The following is an 18,861-nucleotide window of genomic DNA, read 5'->3' as shown; positions in this document are numbered from 1 at the left end:
GGCCCGCGCGGACCGCGGGGCCAGGCGAGGCCACCGGCGGCCATCGTCCGCCCCGCGGGTGGGACATCGGAGCGGAGGGTGTCACGGGTCCCGCCGAATGGGGTAGTTCGTGCCGAATGTGCGACGCGCTGTCGAACATTCGACGCGGCAGCTTTCGAATCGTCCGACGAAAACTTGCGGTCGGCGACGAGGGCGCCCGGGCCGGGGCGCGTATCGCGGGTGCCGCCCGGGCGGGCCCGCGGACGGCCTAGAATCCAGTGATCACCGCGGGGCACCGGCGGAGGGCGAGGAACGGCGAGGGTGAACGCGCACGGCGAGGCGGTCCGGTGAGGCTGCTGCACACATCGGACTGGCATCTGGGCCGGTCCTTCCACCGGGTGAGCCTGCTGGACGCCCAACGGGCCTTCCTCGACCACCTCGTCACCGTCGTCCGCGAGGAGGACGTGGACGCCGTGCTCGTCGCGGGCGACGTCTACGACCGCGCGGTACCACCGCTGTCGGCCGTCGAGCTGTACGACTCGGTGCTGCACGCCCTCGCCGACTGCGACCTGCCCACCGTCATGATCTCCGGCAACCACGACTCCGCCCGCCGGCTCGGCGTCGGCGCCGGGCTGCTCGGCCGCTCCGGCATCCACCTGCGCACCGACCCCGCGACCTGCGACCGCCCCGCCGTGCTGCACGACGCCCACGGCGAGGTCGCCGTCTACGGCATCCCCTACCTCGAACCCGCCCTGGTCCGCGAGACGCTGGGCGCCGACCGCGCCGACCACCCGTCGGTGCTCGGCGCCGCCACCGACCGCATCCGCGCCGACCTCGCCACCCGGCCGCCCGGCACCCGCAGCGTCGTGCTCGCCCACGCCTTCGTCACCGGCGCCGCGCCCAGCGACAGCGAGCGCGACATCAGCGTCGGCGGCGTCGCCTCGGTGCCCGCCGCCCTCTTCGCCGGATTCGACTACACCGCCCTCGGCCACCTGCACGGCTGCCAGACCGTCGCCGACCGCGTCCGCTACAGCGGCTCACCGCTCGCCTACTCCTTCTCCGAGGAGCACCACCGCAAGAGCATGTGGCTCGTCGACCTCGCGGCGGACGGCACGGTCGACGCCCGCCGCGTCGACACGCCCGTGCCGCGCCCCCTCGCGCGGCTCCGCGGCCGGCTCGACGACCTGCTCGCCGACCCCGCGCACGACGCGCACACCGGCTCCTGGGTCGAGGCCGTCCTCACCGACCCCGTACGCCCCTACGAGCCGATGGCCGCGCTCGCCCGGCGCTTCCCGCACATCCTCAGCCTCGGCTTCGAGCCCGACGAGCGGCCTGGCGACGGCGCCGCCTCCTACGCCGGCCGCCTCGCCGGGCGCGACGACCGGCAGATCGCCGAGGACTTCGTCCGCCATGTGCGCGGCAGCGACCCCGACCCGCACGAGAGCAGGCTGCTGCGCGACGCCCTCGACGCGGTGCGCGCCGCCGCCACCGCCGCGGAGCGCGACTGATGCGACTGCACCGGCTCACCCTCACCGCCTTCGGCCCCTTCGCCGCGGAGCAGTCCGTCGACTTCGACGCGCTGTCCGCCGCCGGGCTCTTCCTGCTGCACGGCCCCACCGGCGGCGGCAAGACCTCCGTCCTCGACGCGGTCTGCTTCGCGCTGTACGGGCAGGTGCCCGGCGACCGCCCCACCACCCGGCTGCGCAGCGACCACGCCGCACCCGGCACGCCCACCGAGGTCGTCCTCGACCTCACGCTCGGCGGCCGGCGGCTGGAGATCACCCGGCGCCCCGAGCAGCCCCGCGCCAAGAAGCGCGGCAGCGGCACGACCACCGAGCGGGCCGTCACGCTGCTGCGCGAGCACGCCGGGGGGCAGTGGCGGGCGCTGTCCAAGTCGCACCAGGAGGCGGGGGAGGAGATCCGGCAGCTCGTCGGGATGAGCTGCGAGCAGTTCTGCCAGGTGGTGCTGCTGCCGCAGGGCGAGTTCGCGACCTTCCTGCGGGCGAGCGCGACCGAGCGGGCCGCGCTGCTCGGCCGGCTCTTCGACACGCGGCGCTTCCGCTCCGCCGAGCACCGGCTGCGCGACGACAAATTGGCGGCGGCCGCACGTCTCGCCGACGGCGACCGCCGTACCGCGGACGTGGCCGCCCGCATACGGCAGGCCGCCGGCCTCGACGAGCAGCCCGAGGGCGGCTTCGGGCTGCTCGCCGACGCCGCGCTGCTGCGCTGCACCGCCCGCGAGCGGCACGACATCGCGCGCATCGCGCTGGCCCGAGCCGAGGCCGTCCACGCCGGTGCCGCGGCCGCGGCCCGGGAGGCCCGCGAGCGGTACGCGCTCCGGCAGCGCCACGAGCAGGCCGTACGCCACGCCGCGGCCCTCGCCGCCGAGGCCCCCGCCCGGACCGCCGCCCGCGCCGCCCTGACCCGCGCCCAGCGCGCCACGACGGTCGACCCGGCCCTCACCCACCGCGACAAGGCCGCCGCCCACCACGCGGAGGCCCTGGCGGCGGAGCACGCGGCGGCGACCGCCCTCTCCGCCGCGGGCGACCTGGGCCTCGCCGTCCCGCCGCAGCAGGCGTCCGGGGCCGAGGACGTCCCCGCGCGGGCGGGCGCGCGGTACGCGGGGGAGGCGGGTGGGCCGGGCGCCGCGGGGGAGGCCCGCGCGGCGGCTTCCCGCCGAGTGCTCGGCGAAGCCGTGGGCGCGGCGGGGCCTGCCCTCGGCGAGGGCGGTGGGGCCGGTGGGAGTGGCGCCGGGCATGGCTCGTCGGTGACAGGCGCGGAGACGGTGCCGTCCGGCGGCGCCGACGCGGTGCAGGCCAGTGGCCCGGCCGGTGCGGGCCGCGCGGACGGCGGCGTGCCGGGCGCCCGGCAGAGGGCCGGCGACTTCACGCCGGGCTCGGCCGCCGGGCCCGGTCCCGAAGCCGGTGGAGTGTCCGCTGCGGGTCTCGGGGACGGGAGCGGTGGTGTGCCGGACGCCCGGGCGCCCGGCACGGTAGGCGGGCCCGGGCGCCGCGAGGGCTTGCGGGCCGATGTGCTGGAGCGGCGTGCGGGGGAGCTGCGCGAGGTGCTGGGCGGGCTCGGCGCTGCTGCGGAGGCCGAGGCGCGGGTCCAGGACGTCGCCGCCCGGCGGCAGTTGCTGGAGCGCGAGGAGCGGGACGACGAGGAAGCCGTACGGGACGCGAGCGGCTGGCTCGCCGGGTGGCCGCGCGAACGGGCCGCCCTCCAGGCCGGGCTCGACGCGGGCCAGGAGGCCGCGGCCCGTGCCGCCGCGCTCGCCGCCGAGCTGACCGCGGCCCGGCAGCGCAGGGACGCCGCCGCCCGCCGGGACACGCTCGCCGCCGAGCTGGAAACCGCCGAGCAGGCCGCGCGCGCAGCCCGCGACCAGGCCGCCGACGCCCGCGAGGCCTGGCAGGACATCCGCGAGAGCCGCATCTCCGGCATCGCCGCCGAACTCGCCGCCGGCCTCGGCGACGGCGAGCCCTGCCGCGTCTGCGGCTCCCCCGACCACCCCGCGCCCGCGCGCCCCGCCGGGCACCACGTCACGCGCGCCGACGAGGACGCCGCGTACGCCCGCTTCCAGCGCCGTACCGCCGCCCACGACACGGCCCGCGAGGACGCCGCCCGGCTGGGCGCGGCCCTGGAAGCGGCCACCGCGACGGCCGGCCCCGCCCCGTACGCCGAACTTGCCGCCGGGTACGGGGAAGTGGACGCCGCCCACACCGCCGCCGTACGGGCCGCCGCCGGGGTCCCCGAGGCGCGGGCGGCCCTCGCCCGCGCCGAGGAGGAGCGCGACCGGCGTACCGCCCAGCAGCAGGAGGCCCAGCGCCGGGCCGCCGCCCGTACCTCCCGGCGCGAGGAACTGGACGAGCAGTACGAGCGGTTGAGCGGCGAGGTCACCAGAGCCCGGGCGGGGCACCCGAGCGTCGCCGCCCGCCGGGAGCGGCTGTCCGCCGCCGTCGCCCTGCTCGACCGTGCGGCGCACGCCGCCCGCGACCGCGCCGACAGCGGGGAGCGGCTCGCCGAGGCGGAGTCCGCGCTCGCCGAGGCCGCCGTCCGGGCCGGCTTCCGCGACGCCGCCGAGGCCGCCGCCGCGCTCCTCCCGCCCTCGCGTCTGCGGGAGGCCGAGCGTCAGGTCGCGGCCTGGGACCGCGAGGAGGCCGCGGCGCGCGCCGCCGTCGAGGCCGCGGAGCAGGCCCTGACGGCCGCCGCCGGGGCGACCGCGGGCCAGGACGGCCCGGCGGGCACCGAGGGCGCGGCCGCGCCGCCCGCGGGCGGCCCCCTCGCCCTCCCGGAGGCCCCCGACCCCGTCGCGGCGGAGGCCGAACTGGACGCCGCCGGGCTGCGGTTGCGGCGCGCGGCGGCCGAGGAGTCCGCGGCCGGGACGCGGTGCGCGGAGCTCGACCGGCTGGGGCGGGAGGCCGCGGCGCTCGTGCGGGAGCTGGCGCCGGCCCGTACCGCGTACGAGCGGCTCGCCCGGCTGTCCGACCTGGTCTCCGCGACCTCCGCCGAGAACCGCTTCCGGATGGAGCTGGAGACGTACGTGCTGGCCGCGCGGCTGGAACAGGTCGCCGCGGCGGCCGGGGTGCGGCTCCAGCGGATGTCCGGCGGGCGCTACACCCTCGTGCACAGCGACGCGCGGGGCGGCGGGCGGGCCAAGTCGGGGCTCGGTCTCGTCGTGGTCGACGCCTGGACCGGCACCGAGCGGGACACGTCCACGCTGTCCGGCGGCGAGACCTTCTACGCCTCGCTCGCGCTCGCGCTGGGCCTGGCCGACGTGGTCACCGACGAGGCGGGCGGCATGCGGCTGGACACCCTCTTCATCGACGAGGGCTTCGGCAGCCTCGACGAGCAGGCCCTCGACGAGGTCCTGGACGTGCTGGACGGGCTGCGCGAGCGGGACCGCGCGGTCGGCATCGTGAGCCATGTCGCCGACCTGCGCGACCGCATCCCGGCCCGGCTGCGCGTCAGCAAGGGCCGCGACGGCTCGACCCTGCGGCAGCGCACCGGCTGAGCCCGCTTGCCAGCTGGCCTCACAGCACGAGCGGGCGGCGCTCCAGCGGCGAGGAGTAGACGACGCTCGTGGTGACGGCGCCCAGTCCGGAGAGCCGGCCGGTCGTCTCCTCCAGATGCCGCATCGAGCGGGCCGCGACCTTCATCACGAAGCAGTCGTCCCCCGTGACGTGATGCGCCTCCAGCACCTCGGGGGTGCCGGCCAGCAGGTCGTGGAAGGGCTTGTAGTTGCCGTGCGGATAGCGCAGCCGCACCAGCGCCAGGATCGGCAGCCCGATCCGCTCGGGGTCGATCACCGCCGAGTAGCCGGTGATCACCCCTGCCTCCTCCAGCCGCCGCACCCGCTCGGTCACCGCGCTCGGCGACATCGCGACGGTACGGGCCAGCTCTGCGAAACTGGCGCGCCCGTCCCGCTGCAGGGCTTCCAGCAGCTTCCAGTCGGTGGCGTCCAGGGAATACGCGGTCATGCCCGAGAAATACCAGGGGAATCCCCGGCCGATCAACCCGGACGCCGGGGAAGCGCACTTCCCGGCCCCGCGGACGGATCATAGGCTTCCCGTCATGACCGTGGAAACCGCCGCAGAGGCCACCCCCGTACCCGCCCTGACCAGCGAGAACCCCGTTTTGCGCGTCCCCCCGGCCGCCCCCGCCGACGCCGCCGCGCACTTCGCGGCGAGCCTCGCCTTCCACACCGACGTGTCCGACGTCGCCGCGGCCCTCGCGACCGCCGCCGGGACGGATACGGACCTCGGCTTCGTCCTGGTCGACACCCGCAGCACCGAGGCGTGGGAGCAGGGCCACATCCCCGGCGCCGTCCACCTGCCGACCGCGCAGATCCCGCAACTGGCCGACGCGTTCCTGGACCGCGCGGTCCCGGTGGTCGTCCACTGCTGGGGCCCCGGCTGCAACGGCGCGACCCGGGCCGCGTACGCCCTCGCCTCCCGCGGCTACCAGGTCAAGGAGATGCTGGGCGGCATCGAGTACTGGATCCGCGAGGGCTTCGGCTACGAGACCGCCGAGGGCGCCGAGCAGCGCGCCGCCGACCCGCTGACCGCGCCGGCCGGCGCCGACGACTGCGGCTGCTGAGCAGCGGCGGGCCGGCGGGCCGTCAGGCGGGCAGCACCCGCAGCTCGTACGCCCACAGCTCGCCCCGGTCCGCGACCCGCACGAAACCGACCCGGCCCAGCACCGCCTGCGAGGCGCTGTTGCCCGGCTCGGTGGTGGCCAGCACCCGGTCCACCTCGGGCTGGCCGAGCGCCCACCGGCACAGCGCCCGCGCCGCGTCGGTGGCCCAGCCCCCGCCGCGGCCGGACACGGACAGGTCGTAGCCGATCTCGACCGCGCCCGCGTCCGGCGGGCCGTGGAAGCCCGCCCCGCCCAGCGCGGTGCCGTCCGCGGTGCGCTGGATCGCGAAGACGCCCCAGCCGGGCCGGTAGAGCCCGGCGACCGCGGCCGCGACCGTCATCGAGGCCGCGCCTATCGTGCCCTCGCCCGGGGCGCCGTCGATCCAGGCCAGCCCCGCGGGCTTGCCCTCGGCCAGATCCGCGGCGTCCCGCGGAAGCTGCTCGCGCAGCGTCAGCCGGCCCTCGGTCAGCACGAGCCGACCGCCGTCCAGCGAAGCGTGCAGGGTCATCGGCCGTACCGCCTTGTCCAGGAGCAGAGGAGAAGTGCCGGGGACGGGGGTGGGGGCCGGCCCCCCCCCCCCCCCCCCCCCCCCCCCCCCCCCCCAACACCCCCCCCCCCCCCCCCCCCGGCCCTCATCGAGCGCCCCACCCCCACCCCCACCCGCCCGCACAACCCCCCGGGTGGTGGGTTGCCCGCCGCCCGCTCCGTGGGCCCCTTGTGTCCGCGGCTGGGGGGGGGGGGGGGGGGGGCCCCCCCCCGCCCCGGGCCGCCCCCCCACCCCCGCGTACGTACTTACAGTGCCGAGATCTCCGCGAGCAGGTCGTCCAGGCCCAGCGAGCCCTGCGACAGCGCCGCCATGTGCCACGCCTTCAGGTCGAACGCGTCGCCGTGCGCGGCCCGCGCCGCCTCCCGGCCGAGCAGCCAGGCGCGCTCACCGAGCTTGTAGCCGATCGCCTGGCCGGGCATGCCCAGGTAGCGGACGATCTCGCTCTCGACGAAGGCCGCCGGCCGCCCGCTGTGCCGCCCGAAGAACTCCTGGCCCAGCTCCGGCGTCCAGCGCTCGCCCGGGTGGAAGGGCGAGTCGGCCGGGATCTCCAGCTCCGCGTGCATGCCGATGTCGATGATCACCCGGACCGCGCGCATCATCTGCGCGTCCAGGTAGCCGAGCCGCCGCTCCGGGTCGGACAGGAAGCCCAGCTCGTCCATCAGCCGCTCCGCGTAGAGGGCCCAGCCCTCCGCGTTGGAGCTGACCAGGCCCGCGGTCGCCTGGTAGCGGGAGAGGTCGCCCGCGACGTGCGCCCACTGCGCGAGCTGCAGGTGATGGCCCGGCACACCCTCGTGGTACCAGGTGGAGACCAGGTCGAAGACCGGGAAGCGGGTCCGGCCCATCGTCGGCAGCCAGGTACGGCCCGGCCGCGTGAAGTCCTCGGAGGGCGCGGTGTAGTACGGGGCCGCGGCGCCGCCGGGCGGGGCGATCCGCGCCTCGACCTTCTTGACCCGGTCGGCCAGGTCGAAGTGCGTGCCGTCCAGGCCCTCGATCGCCTCGTCCATCAGCGCCTGGAGCCACGCGCGGACCTCGTCGACGCCCTCGACGGCCTGCCCGTGCGCGTCGAGATGGGCCAGCACCTCCCACGGGTCCTTGCCGGGCAGGATCTTCGCGGCCTCGGCGACCATCTCGGCGTGCAGCCGGTGGTATTCGGACCAGCCGTACGCGTAGGCCTCTTCCAGGTCCAGGTCGGTGCCGTTCCACATACGGGAGAAGGTCGCGTACCGCTCGCGGCCCACGGCGTCGGGCGTGCCGGCGACGGCGGGCGCGTAGACGTCGCGCAGCCAGTCGCGCAGCGCGGCGTACGCGGCGGTGGCGTCGGCGGCGGCCGCGTCCAGCTCCGCGCGCAGGTCCTGCGGGCCCTCGGCGACCAGCTCGGCGAACCAGCTGCCGTCGCCGCCCTCGCCCGCCCACTCGCCGAACTGCGTCACCATCGTCTCGACCTGGCGCGGACCGCCCGGCAGCCCGCGCGACAGCCCCTCGGCGAGCGAGGCCCGGTAGCCCTCCAGCGCGGCCGGCACACCGCGCAGCCGCGCGGCCAGGTCGGCGAAGTGCTCGGGCGTCTCGGTGGGCATCAGGGTGAAGGCCTCCCGCACGGAGTGCGCGGGGGAGTTGAGGTTGCTCACCGTCCGCAGGTGCTCGCCGGCGGCGTGCACCGCGAGGTCCGCCGTCAGCCGCTCGCGCAGCAGGCGCGCGCAGCGCCGCTCCACCCCGGTGCCGGCCCCCTCCACCTCCTCGGCCGCGGCCAGCCGCTCCAGCGTCCGCCGGTGCAGCGCGGCGAGGGCGTCCGCCCCGGCGGGCGAGAAGTCCGGCAACCGCCGTGCGGCACTGGCGACACCGAGGTACGTGCCGAGCAGCGGGTCGAGTTCGATGAGGTCGTCGACGTACGCGTCGGCGACCTGCCGGGGAAGCGAGGTGCTGGTCAGATTGGACATGCGGCCATCTTCGTACGAACGCCCCGCCGATTGCCACCGCCCCCGCGGCCGGAAGAACCGCAAGATCGGCGCGCCCGGGCACCCCTGGCCGCGAGGAACTGCGCACCGGACCCCGCGCGGCCGCAAGTTCGGCCGCCGGAGGCAGGCGTTCCGGGGGCGCGGGGTGACCGCGTGCTCAGCCCCCCGCCGGGCGGCGCAGCGTGCTCCACGGCAGATGCGCCGGCGAGGCGGGAAGGGCCGCGGTGACGACGAGGGTGCCGTCCTCGACCTGGTAGTCCAACGGGAGTCCTAGCTCGCGCATGACGCCCGCCACCCCCGGGTTCGCCGCGCGCGTCACCGCGTAGACGCTGGAGCGCCCCGCCTCCGCCGCGAGTTCGACGAGCCCGCGCAGCAGCGCGCTGCCGATGCCGCGGCGCTGCCAGCCGTCCTCGACGAGCAGCGCGACCTCGTTCTCCTCGCCGTCCCACAGCAGGTGGCCGAGCGCGACCAGGCGGCCCGACGCGGTCTCGACGGCCAGCGACTGGCCGAAGCGCGGGGTGAGCAGATGGCCGAGGTAGCGGTCGGCGTCCTGGACCGGGCCGTGGTAGCGGCGGGCGAGCGTCGCGGGGGAGCAGCGGGCGTGCATCGCCAGCGCCGCCGCGTGGTCCTCGGGCCCGGCCCGGCGGACCGTCAGCTCGTCGCCCGAGGCGAGAGGGCGGGCCCGCCCGGCCGCGGGAGTCCGCACGCCGAGCCGGGCGTCGAGCTCCACCAGCGCGCGGGCCCGGGCGAATTCGGTCGGCGTGAAGGGCGGGTGCGCCCGCCGTACGGTCAGGGTGCCGCCGGACGGGTCGCGCAGCTGCATCATGGTGGGCTCCAGCGCCTCCACGGGCTCCTCGCCGGGGGCGGCGGGGGCGGCGGTGACGGTGCAGCGCCCGAACAGCTGCCGCAGCGCCAGCGGGAGTTCGGCGGGGTCGAGCGCGGTGCGGGTGGCGAGCGCGAGGACCTGCGCCGGGGTGTCGACGAGGTCGTGCGCGTCGGCCCGCTCCAGCCACGTGTCGGTGCCGCCCGCGCCCTCCACCAGGCGCGCCAGCTCGGGGCCGGCCGCGCCGCCGGGGGCGCGCAGCAGGAACTCGTCGACGGTGCCCTCGGCCAGCGGGTGGGTCTGCAGGGTCACGATGTCCACCCGGGCGCCGGCGAGGGCCGCGCACACCGCGGCGAGGCTGCCGGGGGTGTCCCGCACGGTGGTGCGCAGCCGCCACAACGCGGTCTCGGCGCGGGTTTCCGGTGTCAGGGCGGGAGCCGCCGGCGCGGCTCCGCCGCCGCGCGTCGGGCGGGTACGGCGGGCGAGCGGCCACAGCAGGAACCGGGTCACGGCTCCGGCCGGGGGCTCAGGAGTCGAATGTGGCATACGCCTACAATGGCGAAGCCGTGTTGCGCGATCACGAACATGCCGTGACCAGACGGTAAAGGACGGATCTTCTCGGTCAACCGGCCCTTTCCCTTCGTTGCCGCCCGTTGCCGGTACGAAACCGATCGAAGCGACCGCCTTCCCACCGCGCCCGGCCCGTACGGGAGTTCAGCCCGCCACGGGCCCGCGGACGTGCAGGTGCCCCGGCTGCGGGAATTGCGGCGGGTAGGGATCCAGCTCCGCGTGCAGCGTGAAACCGCACTTCGCGGCGACCCGGCAGGACGCGGTGTTCCCGACGGCGTGCAGCAGCTCCAGCCGGGTCAGCGGCCGGTCGTGGCCGCCGCCGAGCGCCCAGCCGGTGACCGCGCGCGCCGCCTGCGTGGCGACGCCGCGGCCGCGCGCGGCGGCCGCCGTCCAGTAGCCGACTTCCGCCGACGTGTCCCCGGCCGCCTTGCGCTTGACCGCGACGTGGCCCAGGAGCCGGCCGTCCTCCTGCCCCAGCACGGCGAAGGTGTACCGCGTGCCGTCCGCCCAGCCCCCGGCCTGCGCCGCGATCCAGCGCCGCGCCTCGGCGACGCCGTCGATGCTCGTCGCGAGCCAGCGCTTCATCACGGGGTCCTGGTGGGCGAGCGCCAGCGCCTCCGCGTCGTCCGCGCCCCAGGGGCGCAAGGACAGCGCGGGAGCGCCGTCCGCCGCGGGTACCGCCAGCCCGGCGAAGTCGGTGGCCATGCCCGGTCCTCCCTTGCCTCGTCCGTCCCGCGGAAATCTACCCGCACTCCCGGACACTCCTGGCACGCGGGCGGGAAGGCGGGCGAAGCGGCGGGGGGAAATGTCCGGCGGCGGGAACTCCGGTGCGATGGCGGGAGTTGTGACAGTACGGGCCGGTGCGCGGCACCGGCCCGGCCAGCTGCCCCGACCGGGCGCCCCCGTCCCGGTCGGGGCGCCGACCGCTCCGCGCCTGCCCGCCCCCTCCTCGGGCGGGCGCGGCGCGGAGCGGGTCCCCGTGCCGGGGAAGGGGCGGAGCGGCGGACGGCAGGCGCTACTTCACGCCCAGCAGCTGCTGGAGCGGGTCGATCGCGAAGTAGACGACGAAGCACACCGACACGCCCCACACCAGCGGGTGGATCTCCCGCACCTTCCCGAGCGCCAGCTTGATCGCGACGAAGGACACGAAGCCCGCCCCGATGCCGTTGGTGATGCTGTAGGTGAAGGGCATCGCGGCGATCGTCAGGAAGGCCGGGATCGCGATGTCGTACTGCGTCCAGTCGATGTTGCGCACCTGCGCCATCAGCAGGAAGCCCACCGCGACGAGCGCGGGCGCCGCCGCCTGCGAGGGCACGACGGCCGCGAGCGGGGCGAGGAAGAGCGACACCGCGAAGAGCGCGCCGGTCACGACGCTCGCCAGGCCCGTACGGGCCCCCTCGCCGACGCCCGCCGCCGACTCGACGTAGGCGGTGTTGGACGAGGCCGAGGCCACGCCGCCCGCGGCGGCCGCGAAGCCGTCGATGAAGAGCACCCGGCCGATGTTCGGCACCCTGCCCCGCTCGTCGAGGAGCCCGGCCTCGCTGGAGATGCCGACGATCGTGCCCATGGCGTCGAAGAAGTCCGAGAGCACCAGCGTGAAGATGAACAGCACCGACGTCACCACGCCGGCCTCGGAGAAGGACCCGAAGAGGCTGAAGTGGCCGATGAGCCCGAAGTCGGGGGTGTCGACGACGTCGTGCGGCACCTTCGGCGCGGTCAGGCCCCATGCCCCGTCCGGCAGGTCGGCGATCTTGTTGACGACGATCGCGACGACCGTCATCACCACGATGCTGATCAGGATGGCGCCCTTCGTCCGCCGTGCGACGAGCGCGACGGTCAGCAGCACCCCGAGGCAGAAGACCAGCACCGGCCAGCCGGTGAGCGACCCGGTCGCGCCGAGCTGCACGGGAACGGTGGTGTGCGCGGCGTCCGGGATGCGGCTGGCGAACCCGGCGTCGACGAAGCCGATGAAGGCGATGAAGAGCCCGATGCCGACGCTGATCGCCTGCTTGATCGGCAGCGGGATCGCGTTCATGATCGCCTCGCGCAGCCCGGTCGCGACCAGCACGCAGATGACCACGCCCTCCAGGACGACCAGCCCCATCGCGTCCGGCCAGCTCATCTTCGGCGCGAGCTGGAAGGCGACGACGGCGTTCAGGCCGAGCCCGGCGGCGACGGCGAGCGGCAGGTTGCCCCCGACGCCCATGATCACCGACATCACCGCGGCCACCAGCGCGGTGGCGGTGACCAGTTGCGCGGCCGACAGGTGGTGGCCGAACTTGTCGGTCGCCCCGGACAGGATGATCGGGTTGAGGACCAGGATGTAGGCCATCGTGAAGAAGGTGGCCAGGCCGCCCCGCACCTCCCGTACCGGGGTCGAACCGCGCTCCGATATTCGGAACCAGCGGTCCAGGAAGGTGCCGCCCGGCGGCGGCCCCGGCGGTGGCTTGACGGTGTCCACGACGGGTCCAGGCATGGTGCTCCTCTGCGTGCGGGTGGGACGTGCGACGAGCGGCGGCAGGCACGCGCGGCGGCGCGCCGGCGCCGCGCGGGACCCACGGATTGTCCCGGGACACGGGCAGCCGCAGGTTGCCGCGGTGTTACCGGGTATCACCGTCGGGTTTCGGCCATGCTCAGGTCAACACTTGCGACACACCCCGCCGCGTCCGGGGCACACCGGGCCCTGCGTCCGCGGTGCGCCGGGCGGCCCCGCTCAGAGGCCGCCCGCGATCCGCAGCACCGCGCCCGTGGTGTAGGACGCCTCCGGCGACAGCAGCCACGCGACCGCGCCGGCGATCTCCTCCGGCTGGCCCGGACGGCGCATCGGGACCCGCTCCGGATTGCGCCAGGGCCGCTGCGCGTCGCCCATCGCGGCGTGGATGTCGGTGACCACCATGCCCGGCTGCACCGAGTTGACCCGCACCCCGTCCGGGCCCAGCTCCTTCGACAGGCCCACCGTCAGCGCGTCCACCGCCGACTTGCTCGCCGCGTAGTGCACGTACTCGCCCGGGCTGCCGAGCGTCGCCCCGCCCGAGGAGATGTTGACGATCGCGCCGCCCTCGCCGCCGTAGCGCGTGGACATCTCCAGCGCCGCGCGCCGGGCGCACAGCAGCGCGCCCATCAGGTTGACGTCCACCACCCGGCGCATGACCTCGACCGGCGTCTCGGTGAAGCGGCCGAGCGGCCCGGTGATCCCCGCGTTGTTCACCAGCCCGGTGACCGCGCCCAGCTCCTCCTTGGCCGCGTCGAAGAAGCTGTCGACCTGGCCCGCGTCGCTCGTGTCGAGCTGGAAGAGCAGGCATGTGCCGCCCTGCTCGCGGATCCGCCGCGCGACGTCCTCGGCGGCGTCCTTGGCCCGCTCGTACCCGATGCCGACCCGGTGGCCGCCCGCCGCCAGCCGCAGCGCGACCGCCGCGCCGATGCCCCGACTGCCCCCGGTGACCAGCGTGACCTCGTCCATCGGCCGTCCGCTCCCTCGTGCCGCCCTGCGGCACCAGGCGCCGCTCGATGATCACGAACACTATCGCAGCACTCCGTCAACATCGCATGAACACTGGACATATCCCCTTCCTGGCCGCCTGTACCGGTTCGAGGATTGGTCTTGACCAAGGGTGACGGCCCGCTCTATCGTCCTTAGTAGTGCAAGGACCTTTAATAAACACTGGTTAGGAAACAAGGCTGAACAAGCCTTGAGCTGACGACGGTTGATTGCGAGGACAGGGTGGGGACCACGCAGCTCGAATCGGTGCCGGAGCCGAAGTACTGGCATCTCAAGACGGTGCTCAACGACGCGCTCGACTCCGAGTTCGAGGTCGGCGAGATCCTGCCGAACGAGCGCGACCTCGCCGCTCGCTTCGGCGTCGCCCGCGCGACGCTCCGCCAGGCGCTCGAACAGCTCGAACTGGAAGGCCGGCTGCAGCGCCGCCGCGGCGTCGGCACCACGGTCGCCCCGCCGCGCATGGGCGTGTCCGTCGGCCCGTCGGCCGGCGTGTGGCCCGGCGCCGGGCGGGACGCGTGGGAGACCGCCGGGTGCATCGAGGCCGTCGCCCCCGCGCCGGTCGCCGCGCTGCTCGGCACCGGGGCCGACGAGGCCGTGCACACCATCCGCCGGGCCCGCGTGATGCGCGGCCAGCCGGTCGCCGCCGAGCTGCTGTACGTACCGCGCTCGTCCGTGCCCGGCCTGCCCGCCGACCTGACGCCCGCCGCGCACGCCCCCGCGGTCCTGCGCGAGCTGCACGCGCTGGCCCTGGAGGGCGAGGACCGCTCGGTCGAGCTGGGCTCGGCCCGCGCCGACGACGCCAAGCAGCTCGACCGGCTCCCCGGCGCCCCGGTCCTCGTCGTGACCTCGCGCTACTACGCGGGCGGCCGGGTCGCCGCGGTGTCGCTGGCCACCTACCGCGCCGACACGTGCAAGCTCACCTTCGGTGACGCGGGCGCCTTTGAAGTCACCCACCACCAGCAGGTCGCCCGCCAGGCCTCCTGACCCCCGTCACGCCGTGGCCTTGAGGGCCTGCCTCCCCCGGCCGGGGGAGGCAGGCCCTCAACGCTGTTGCGGTCAGCGCACCGCCATCGACGTCTGCTGGACGGTGAAGAGCTGCTCCTCGACGTGGTCCAGTGCCAGCCGCAGCGCGCCCGTCGCGATCGCCTCCTGGCCCAGCGCGGACAGCACCACCTGCGGAGTGCGCAGGCAGTAGCGGGCCAGCTCGGCCCGCAGCGGCTCCAGGATGCCGTCCAGGCCCGCCGCCCATCCGCCGATCACGACCAGCTCCGGGTCGATCGCGAGCACCAGCGCCGCCACGTCGTGCACCAGCCGGCGCAGGAAGCGCTGCACCGCGTCGGTGGCCTGCGCGTCCCCCTGCCGGGCCAGCGCGAAGACCCGCGTCACCGCGGGCTCGTCCAGCGGGTGCAGCGGCTCGCCGGTGGTCGACAGCAGGTGCTCGGGCGTCGCCTCGCGGCCCAGCAGGTGCAGCGCCCCGATCTCGCCCGCCGCGCCGCCGAAGCCGCGGTGCAGCCGGCCGCCGATCAGCGACCCCGCGCCGGGGCTGAGACCCGCCAGCACGAAGACCACGTCGTCGGTGCCGACCGCCGCGCCCTTCCAGTGCTCGGCCACCGCCGCCACGTTCGCGTCGTTCTCCACCAGCACCGGGCAGCGGAAGGAGCGCCGCAGCCGCTCGCCGAGCGGCAGCCCGGTCCAGCCGGGCAGCGCGGTGCCCAGCCGCACCTCGCCGTCGGTCTCGACGATCCCGGGGCTGCCCACACCCACCGCCCACAGCGTGCTGCGCGCGACACCCGCCTTGCGCAGCAGCTCGGCGACGGTGCCGCGGACGCGCTCCAGGCGGTCGTCGGCGCTCGCGCCCTCGTCGACGTCCCGGCCGTGCGAACCCAGCACCTGGCCGCCGAGGTCGGACAGCACGACCCGGATCTGGTGCGCGCCGATCTCGATGCCCAGCAGGTGCCCGGCTTCGGCGTGGAAGCGGAAGCGCCGCGCGGGCCGGCCCTGCTTGCGGGTGTCGCCGGCCTCCGGGCCGACCTCCACCACCAGGTCCGACTCCGTCAGGCCCTCGATGACGCCCTCGACGGTGGGCCGGGACAGGCCGGTGCTCTGCACCAGCTCGGTCAGCGTGGGGGTCTGCGCCCCGCGCAGGGCGTGCAGGACGACCGCGGAGTTGATCCGCCTGAGCAGGGACGGGTCCCCGCCGGTGAGTCGCCCCAACGTATGTCCTCCCAGCCTGTGCCTGTGTGTGGCGGATCGTACCGGGCGCAGGGCTACGCGGCGAGTGCGGTCCCGTTACGTTTGGGTGCCATCGTCACCGTCCCGCCCGGTCCGGCGCTGACGTGCCGTCAGCCGCGCGGAGCGGGCGGCGCGGGGGCCGCGGCGCGCAGCCGGGCGAACTCCGCGGCGAGCGCCGCCGGCGTCCAGTGCGCGTTGAGCCCGCTGGGGCTCGGCAGCGCCCAGATCCTGGTGCCGCCCAGCGTCCGCTGCTGCGGGCCGACCTGGGCGCGGGGCTCGGCGAAGGCCACCCGGTAGGCCGTGACGCCCAGCACCGCCAGCCACGCCGGGCGGTGCTCGGCGACCTTCGCCGCGAGCAGCCGCCCGCCCTCGACCAGCTCCTCGCGGCTCAGCTCGTCGGCCCGCGCGCTTGCCCGCGCCGCCACGTTCGTCACGCCGAGCCCCAGACCCAGCAGCTCCGCCTGCTCCACGGGCGCGAAGCGGCGCGGGGTGAAGCCGGCGGCGTGCAGCGCGGGCCAGAACCGGTTGCCGGGCCGGGCGAAGTGGTAGCCGGTGTGCGCCGACATCAGCCCCGGGTTGATCCCGCAGAACAGCACCCGCAGGCCCGGCCCGATCACGTCCTCCAGCGTGCGGTCGCAGGCCGCCGCCAGCTCCCGCGCGGAGGGCGTGGGCAGCCGGGGCGGCACGGCCGGCGCGGACGTCAGAGGATCGCCCCCGGGCGGTAGGCCGCCGCCTCCGGACGGGCCTTGACGACGTCCTCGATCCGCCGCACGACCTCGGCGACCTGCCCGGCGGCCGCGCCGGTGAAGGACAGCCGGTCGGCCATCAGCGCGTCCAGCTCCGCGCGGTCCAGCGGGATCCGCGCGTCGGCCGCGAGCCGGTCCAGCAGCTCGTTGCGCTCGGTGCCCTGCTCGCGCATCGCGAGCGCGGAGGCCACCGCGTTCTCCTTGATCGCCTCGTGCGCGATCTCCCGGCCGACACCCGCCCGCACCGCGCCCATCAGCACCTTGGTGGTGGCCAGGAAGGGCAGGTAGCGGTCCAGCTCGCGCGCCACGACCGCGGGGAAGGCGCCGAATTCGTCCAGCACCGTCAGGAAGGTCTCCAGCAGCCCGTCGAAGGCGAAGAAGGCGTCCGGCAGGGCGACCCGGCGCACCACCGAGCAGGACACGTCGCCCTCGTTCCACTGGTCGCCGGACAGCTCGCCGGTCATCGAGGCGTAGCCGCGCAGGATCACCATCAGGCCGTTGACCCGCTCGCAGGACCGGGTGTTCATCTTGTGCGGCATCGCCGACGAGCCGACCTGGCCGGGCTTGAAGCCCTCGGTCACCAGCTCGTGGCCCGCCATCAGCCGGATCGTCTTCGCGGTGGACGACGGCGCCGCCGCGAGCTGCACCAGGGCGCTGACCACGTCGTAGTCCAGCGAGCGCGGGTAGACCTGGCCGACGGAGGTGAAGGCGCGCGCGAAGCCCAGGTGCGCGGCGATCCGCTGCTCCAGCTCGGCGAGCTTGCCGCTGTCGCCGCCCAGCAGGTCCAGCATGTCCTGCGCGGTCCCGACCGGGCCCTTGATGCCGCGCAGCGGGTAGCGGGCGATCAGGTCCTCGACGCGCTCGTACGCCACCAGCAGCTCGTCGGCCGCGGTCGCGAAGCGCTTGCCGAGCGTGGTGGCCTGCGCCGCCACGTTGTGCGAGCGGCCGGCCATGACCAGCTCCGCGTACTGCCCGGCGAGCTGCCCCAGGCGCGCCAGCACCGCGACCGTGCGGTCCCGCACCATTTCCAGCGACAGCCGGATCTGCAGCTGCTCGACGTTCTCGGTCAGGTCGCGGGACGTCATGCCCTTGTGGATCTGCTCGTGCCCGGCGAGGGCGTTGAACTCCTCGATCCTGGCCTTCACGTCGTGCCGCGTGACCTTCTCGCGCTCGGCGATCGAGCCCAGGTCGACCTGCTCCAGGACCCGCTCGTAGTCGGCGACGGCCCCGTCCGGCACCTCGATGCCGAGGTCGGCCTGGGCGCGCAGGACGGCCAGCCACAGCCGGCGTTCGAGCACCACCTTCTGCTCGGGGGACCACAGGGCGGCCAGCTCCGTGGAGGCATAGCGGCCGGCGAGGACGTTCGGGATACGCGGCTTGGCTGTCACGTGGGGATTCTACTGGTCGCGGGTCCGCCGCCCGTCCCGCGAGGTCAGTGCCCGGCCTCGGACGGCAGCGGCGCCGCCTGCGGTTCGGGCGGGGGCGGGCCGTACGGGAGCAGCTCGGGGCGTTTGGCCGGGCGGCCGTCGCCGGACGAGCGGCCGGTCAGCCGGCGGCCGATCCACGGCAGCAGGTGGCGGCGGGTGAAGGAGGCGTCGGCCCGGCGCCGGGCGGCCCAGCCGGGCGGCACCGCGAGCGGCAGCGGCGCCCGCCAGTTCCCCCGCGCGGGCAGCCCGAGGGCCTGCCACACCGCCTCCGCGACCCGCTCGTGGCCCTCCGCGGTCAGGTGCAGCCGGTCCTCGCCCCACATCCGCGGGTCGCCCAGCACCTCGGCCCCGTACAGGTCGACCACGACCGCGCCGTGCCGCGCCGCCAGGTCGTCGACGAAGGCGAACAGCTGCTCCATACGCGGCAGGAAGCGGGTGGCGACCGGTCCGCGGCGCGCCGGGCTGCGCATCAGCACCAGCTGTCCGCAGGCCGGGGCGAGCCGCCCGGCCGCGTCCTCCAGGTGCGCGCACACCGCGTCGACGTCGCAGCCCGGGCGGAGCACGTCGTTGAGCCCGCCGACCAGGGTGACCAGGTCCGGGCGCATCGCCACCGCCGCGTCCACCTGGTCGTCGACGATCTGCCGGATCAGCTTGCCGCGCACCGCGAGGTTGGCGTAGCGGAAGCCGCTCCCGTCCGCCGCGCCCGGCAGCTCGGCCAGGCCCGCGGCGAGCAGATCGGCCCAGCCGCGGTAGCTGCCGTCGGGCAGCAGGTCGGACATGCCCTCGGTGAAGGAGTCGCCGAGGGCGACGAAGCTGCGGTACGGCCCGGGCGCCGCGCCCGGGCCTGCGGAGGTCTCCGCGCGGGTGTCAGTGGTGTCGCTTTCCATCGCGGCGCGATCCTATCCGCCGGGCCCGCCGCGGGACGCGCCGCGGGTCCCGCCCACCGCCGCG

At 76.0% G+C, this 18,861-nt stretch carries 15 protein-coding genes; 4 read left to right on the top strand and 11 right to left on the bottom strand.

All coding sequences use genetic code 11. The features are described from left to right. Positions 1-326: 326 nt before the first annotated feature. Both ACH4SL_RS28375 and ACH4SL_RS28370 read left to right on the top strand, forming a co-directional pair. On the top strand, positions 327-1,487 hold the full coding sequence (locus ACH4SL_RS28375; protein WP_398450570.1) for an exonuclease SbcCD subunit D: 1,161 nt from the start codon (positions 327-329) through the stop codon (positions 1,485-1,487). Next, positions 1,487-4,990, top strand: coding sequence for an AAA family ATPase (locus ACH4SL_RS28370; protein ID WP_398450568.1), 3,504 nt, complete (start codon positions 1,487-1,489; stop codon positions 4,988-4,990). The genes ACH4SL_RS28375 and ACH4SL_RS28370 overlap by 1 nt, the downstream gene beginning before the upstream one ends. A 19-nt stretch (positions 4,991-5,009) precedes the next feature. Here ACH4SL_RS28370 and ACH4SL_RS28365 read toward each other — a convergent pair whose 3' ends face one another. Further along, positions 5,010-5,456, bottom strand: coding sequence for an Lrp/AsnC family transcriptional regulator (locus ACH4SL_RS28365; protein ID WP_398190372.1), 447 nt, complete (start codon positions 5,454-5,456; stop codon positions 5,010-5,012). 94 nt (positions 5,457-5,550) lie between these two features. On the opposite strand from ACH4SL_RS28365, the gene ACH4SL_RS28360 reads away from it, so the two are divergent. Then, a complete protein-coding gene (locus tag ACH4SL_RS28360; protein ID WP_398450566.1) occupies positions 5,551-6,075 on the top strand; it encodes a rhodanese-like domain-containing protein in 525 nt (174 codons plus the stop codon). Between the two features lie 22 nt (positions 6,076-6,097). On the opposite strand, the gene ACH4SL_RS28355 is transcribed toward ACH4SL_RS28360, so the two are convergent. The 6 genes from ACH4SL_RS28355 to ACH4SL_RS28330 all read right to left on the bottom strand — a co-directional run bounded on the left by ACH4SL_RS28355 (position 6,098) and on the right by ACH4SL_RS28330 (position 13,466). Next, positions 6,098-6,622 carry a GNAT family N-acetyltransferase gene (locus ACH4SL_RS28355; protein WP_398450564.1) on the bottom strand — a complete coding sequence of 175 codons (525 nt, stop codon included), beginning with the start codon at positions 6,620-6,622 and terminating at the stop codon, positions 6,098-6,100. Between the two features lie 284 nt (positions 6,623-6,906). Then, the gene (locus tag ACH4SL_RS28350) at positions 6,907-8,595 is read right to left on the bottom strand and encodes a DUF885 domain-containing protein (protein WP_398450562.1); all 1,689 of its coding nucleotides are present in this window, start codon (positions 8,593-8,595) and stop codon (positions 6,907-6,909) included. 175 nt (positions 8,596-8,770) lie between these two features. Continuing rightward, complete coding sequence (locus ACH4SL_RS28345) at positions 8,771-9,982, bottom strand: GNAT family N-acetyltransferase (RefSeq protein ID WP_398450560.1); 1,212 nt, start codon at positions 9,980-9,982, stop codon at positions 8,771-8,773. A 168-nt stretch (positions 9,983-10,150) separates the two neighbouring features. Continuing rightward, a complete protein-coding gene (locus ACH4SL_RS28340; RefSeq protein ID WP_398450558.1) occupies positions 10,151-10,711 on the bottom strand; it encodes a GNAT family N-acetyltransferase in 561 nt (186 codons plus the stop codon). 310 nt (positions 10,712-11,021) lie between these two features. Continuing rightward, the gene (locus ACH4SL_RS28335) at positions 11,022-12,482 is read right to left on the bottom strand and encodes an NCS2 family permease (protein ID WP_398450556.1); all 1,461 of its coding nucleotides are present in this window, start codon (positions 12,480-12,482) and stop codon (positions 11,022-11,024) included. A 237-nt stretch (positions 12,483-12,719) separates the two neighbouring features. Next, positions 12,720-13,466 carry an SDR family oxidoreductase gene (locus tag ACH4SL_RS28330; RefSeq protein WP_398450554.1) on the bottom strand — a complete coding sequence of 249 codons (747 nt, stop codon included), beginning with the start codon at positions 13,464-13,466 and terminating at the stop codon, positions 12,720-12,722. 261 nt (positions 13,467-13,727) lie between these two features. Here ACH4SL_RS28330 and ACH4SL_RS28325 point away from each other — a divergent pair, with 261 nt between their 5' ends. Further along, positions 13,728-14,489, top strand: a complete 762-nt coding sequence (locus ACH4SL_RS28325) for a GntR family transcriptional regulator (protein ID WP_398450552.1) — start codon at positions 13,728-13,730, stop codon at positions 14,487-14,489. Positions 14,490-14,561: 72 nt separating this feature from the next. On the opposite strand, the gene ACH4SL_RS28320 is transcribed toward ACH4SL_RS28325, so the two are convergent. The 4 genes from ACH4SL_RS28320 to ACH4SL_RS28305 all read right to left on the bottom strand — a co-directional run bounded on the left by ACH4SL_RS28320 (position 14,562) and on the right by ACH4SL_RS28305 (position 18,797). After that, on the bottom strand, positions 14,562-15,719 hold the full coding sequence (locus ACH4SL_RS28320; RefSeq protein ID WP_398450550.1) for an ROK family protein: 1,158 nt from the start codon (positions 15,717-15,719) through the stop codon (positions 14,562-14,564). 128 nt (positions 15,720-15,847) lie between these two features. After that, positions 15,848-16,423: a G/U mismatch-specific DNA glycosylase gene (gene mug, locus ACH4SL_RS28315; RefSeq protein ID WP_398450548.1), complete on the bottom strand. Its 576-nt coding sequence runs from the start codon at positions 16,421-16,423 to the stop codon at positions 15,848-15,850. Positions 16,424-16,437: 14 nt separating this feature from the next. Then, a complete protein-coding gene (purB, locus tag ACH4SL_RS28310; protein WP_398450546.1) occupies positions 16,438-17,871 on the bottom strand; it encodes an adenylosuccinate lyase in 1,434 nt (477 codons plus the stop codon). A gap of 44 nt (positions 17,872-17,915) precedes the next feature. Next, a complete protein-coding gene (locus ACH4SL_RS28305) occupies positions 17,916-18,797 on the bottom strand; it encodes an SGNH/GDSL hydrolase family protein (RefSeq protein ID WP_398450544.1) in 882 nt (293 codons plus the stop codon). Positions 18,798-18,861 lie beyond the last annotated feature (64 nt).

It is taken from the genome of Streptomyces sp. NPDC021020 (genome assembly GCF_044333285.1).
Classification (GTDB): domain Bacteria; phylum Actinomycetota; class Actinomycetes; order Streptomycetales; family Streptomycetaceae; genus Actinacidiphila.
This window is presented reverse-complemented; position numbering and strand designations above follow the sequence as displayed.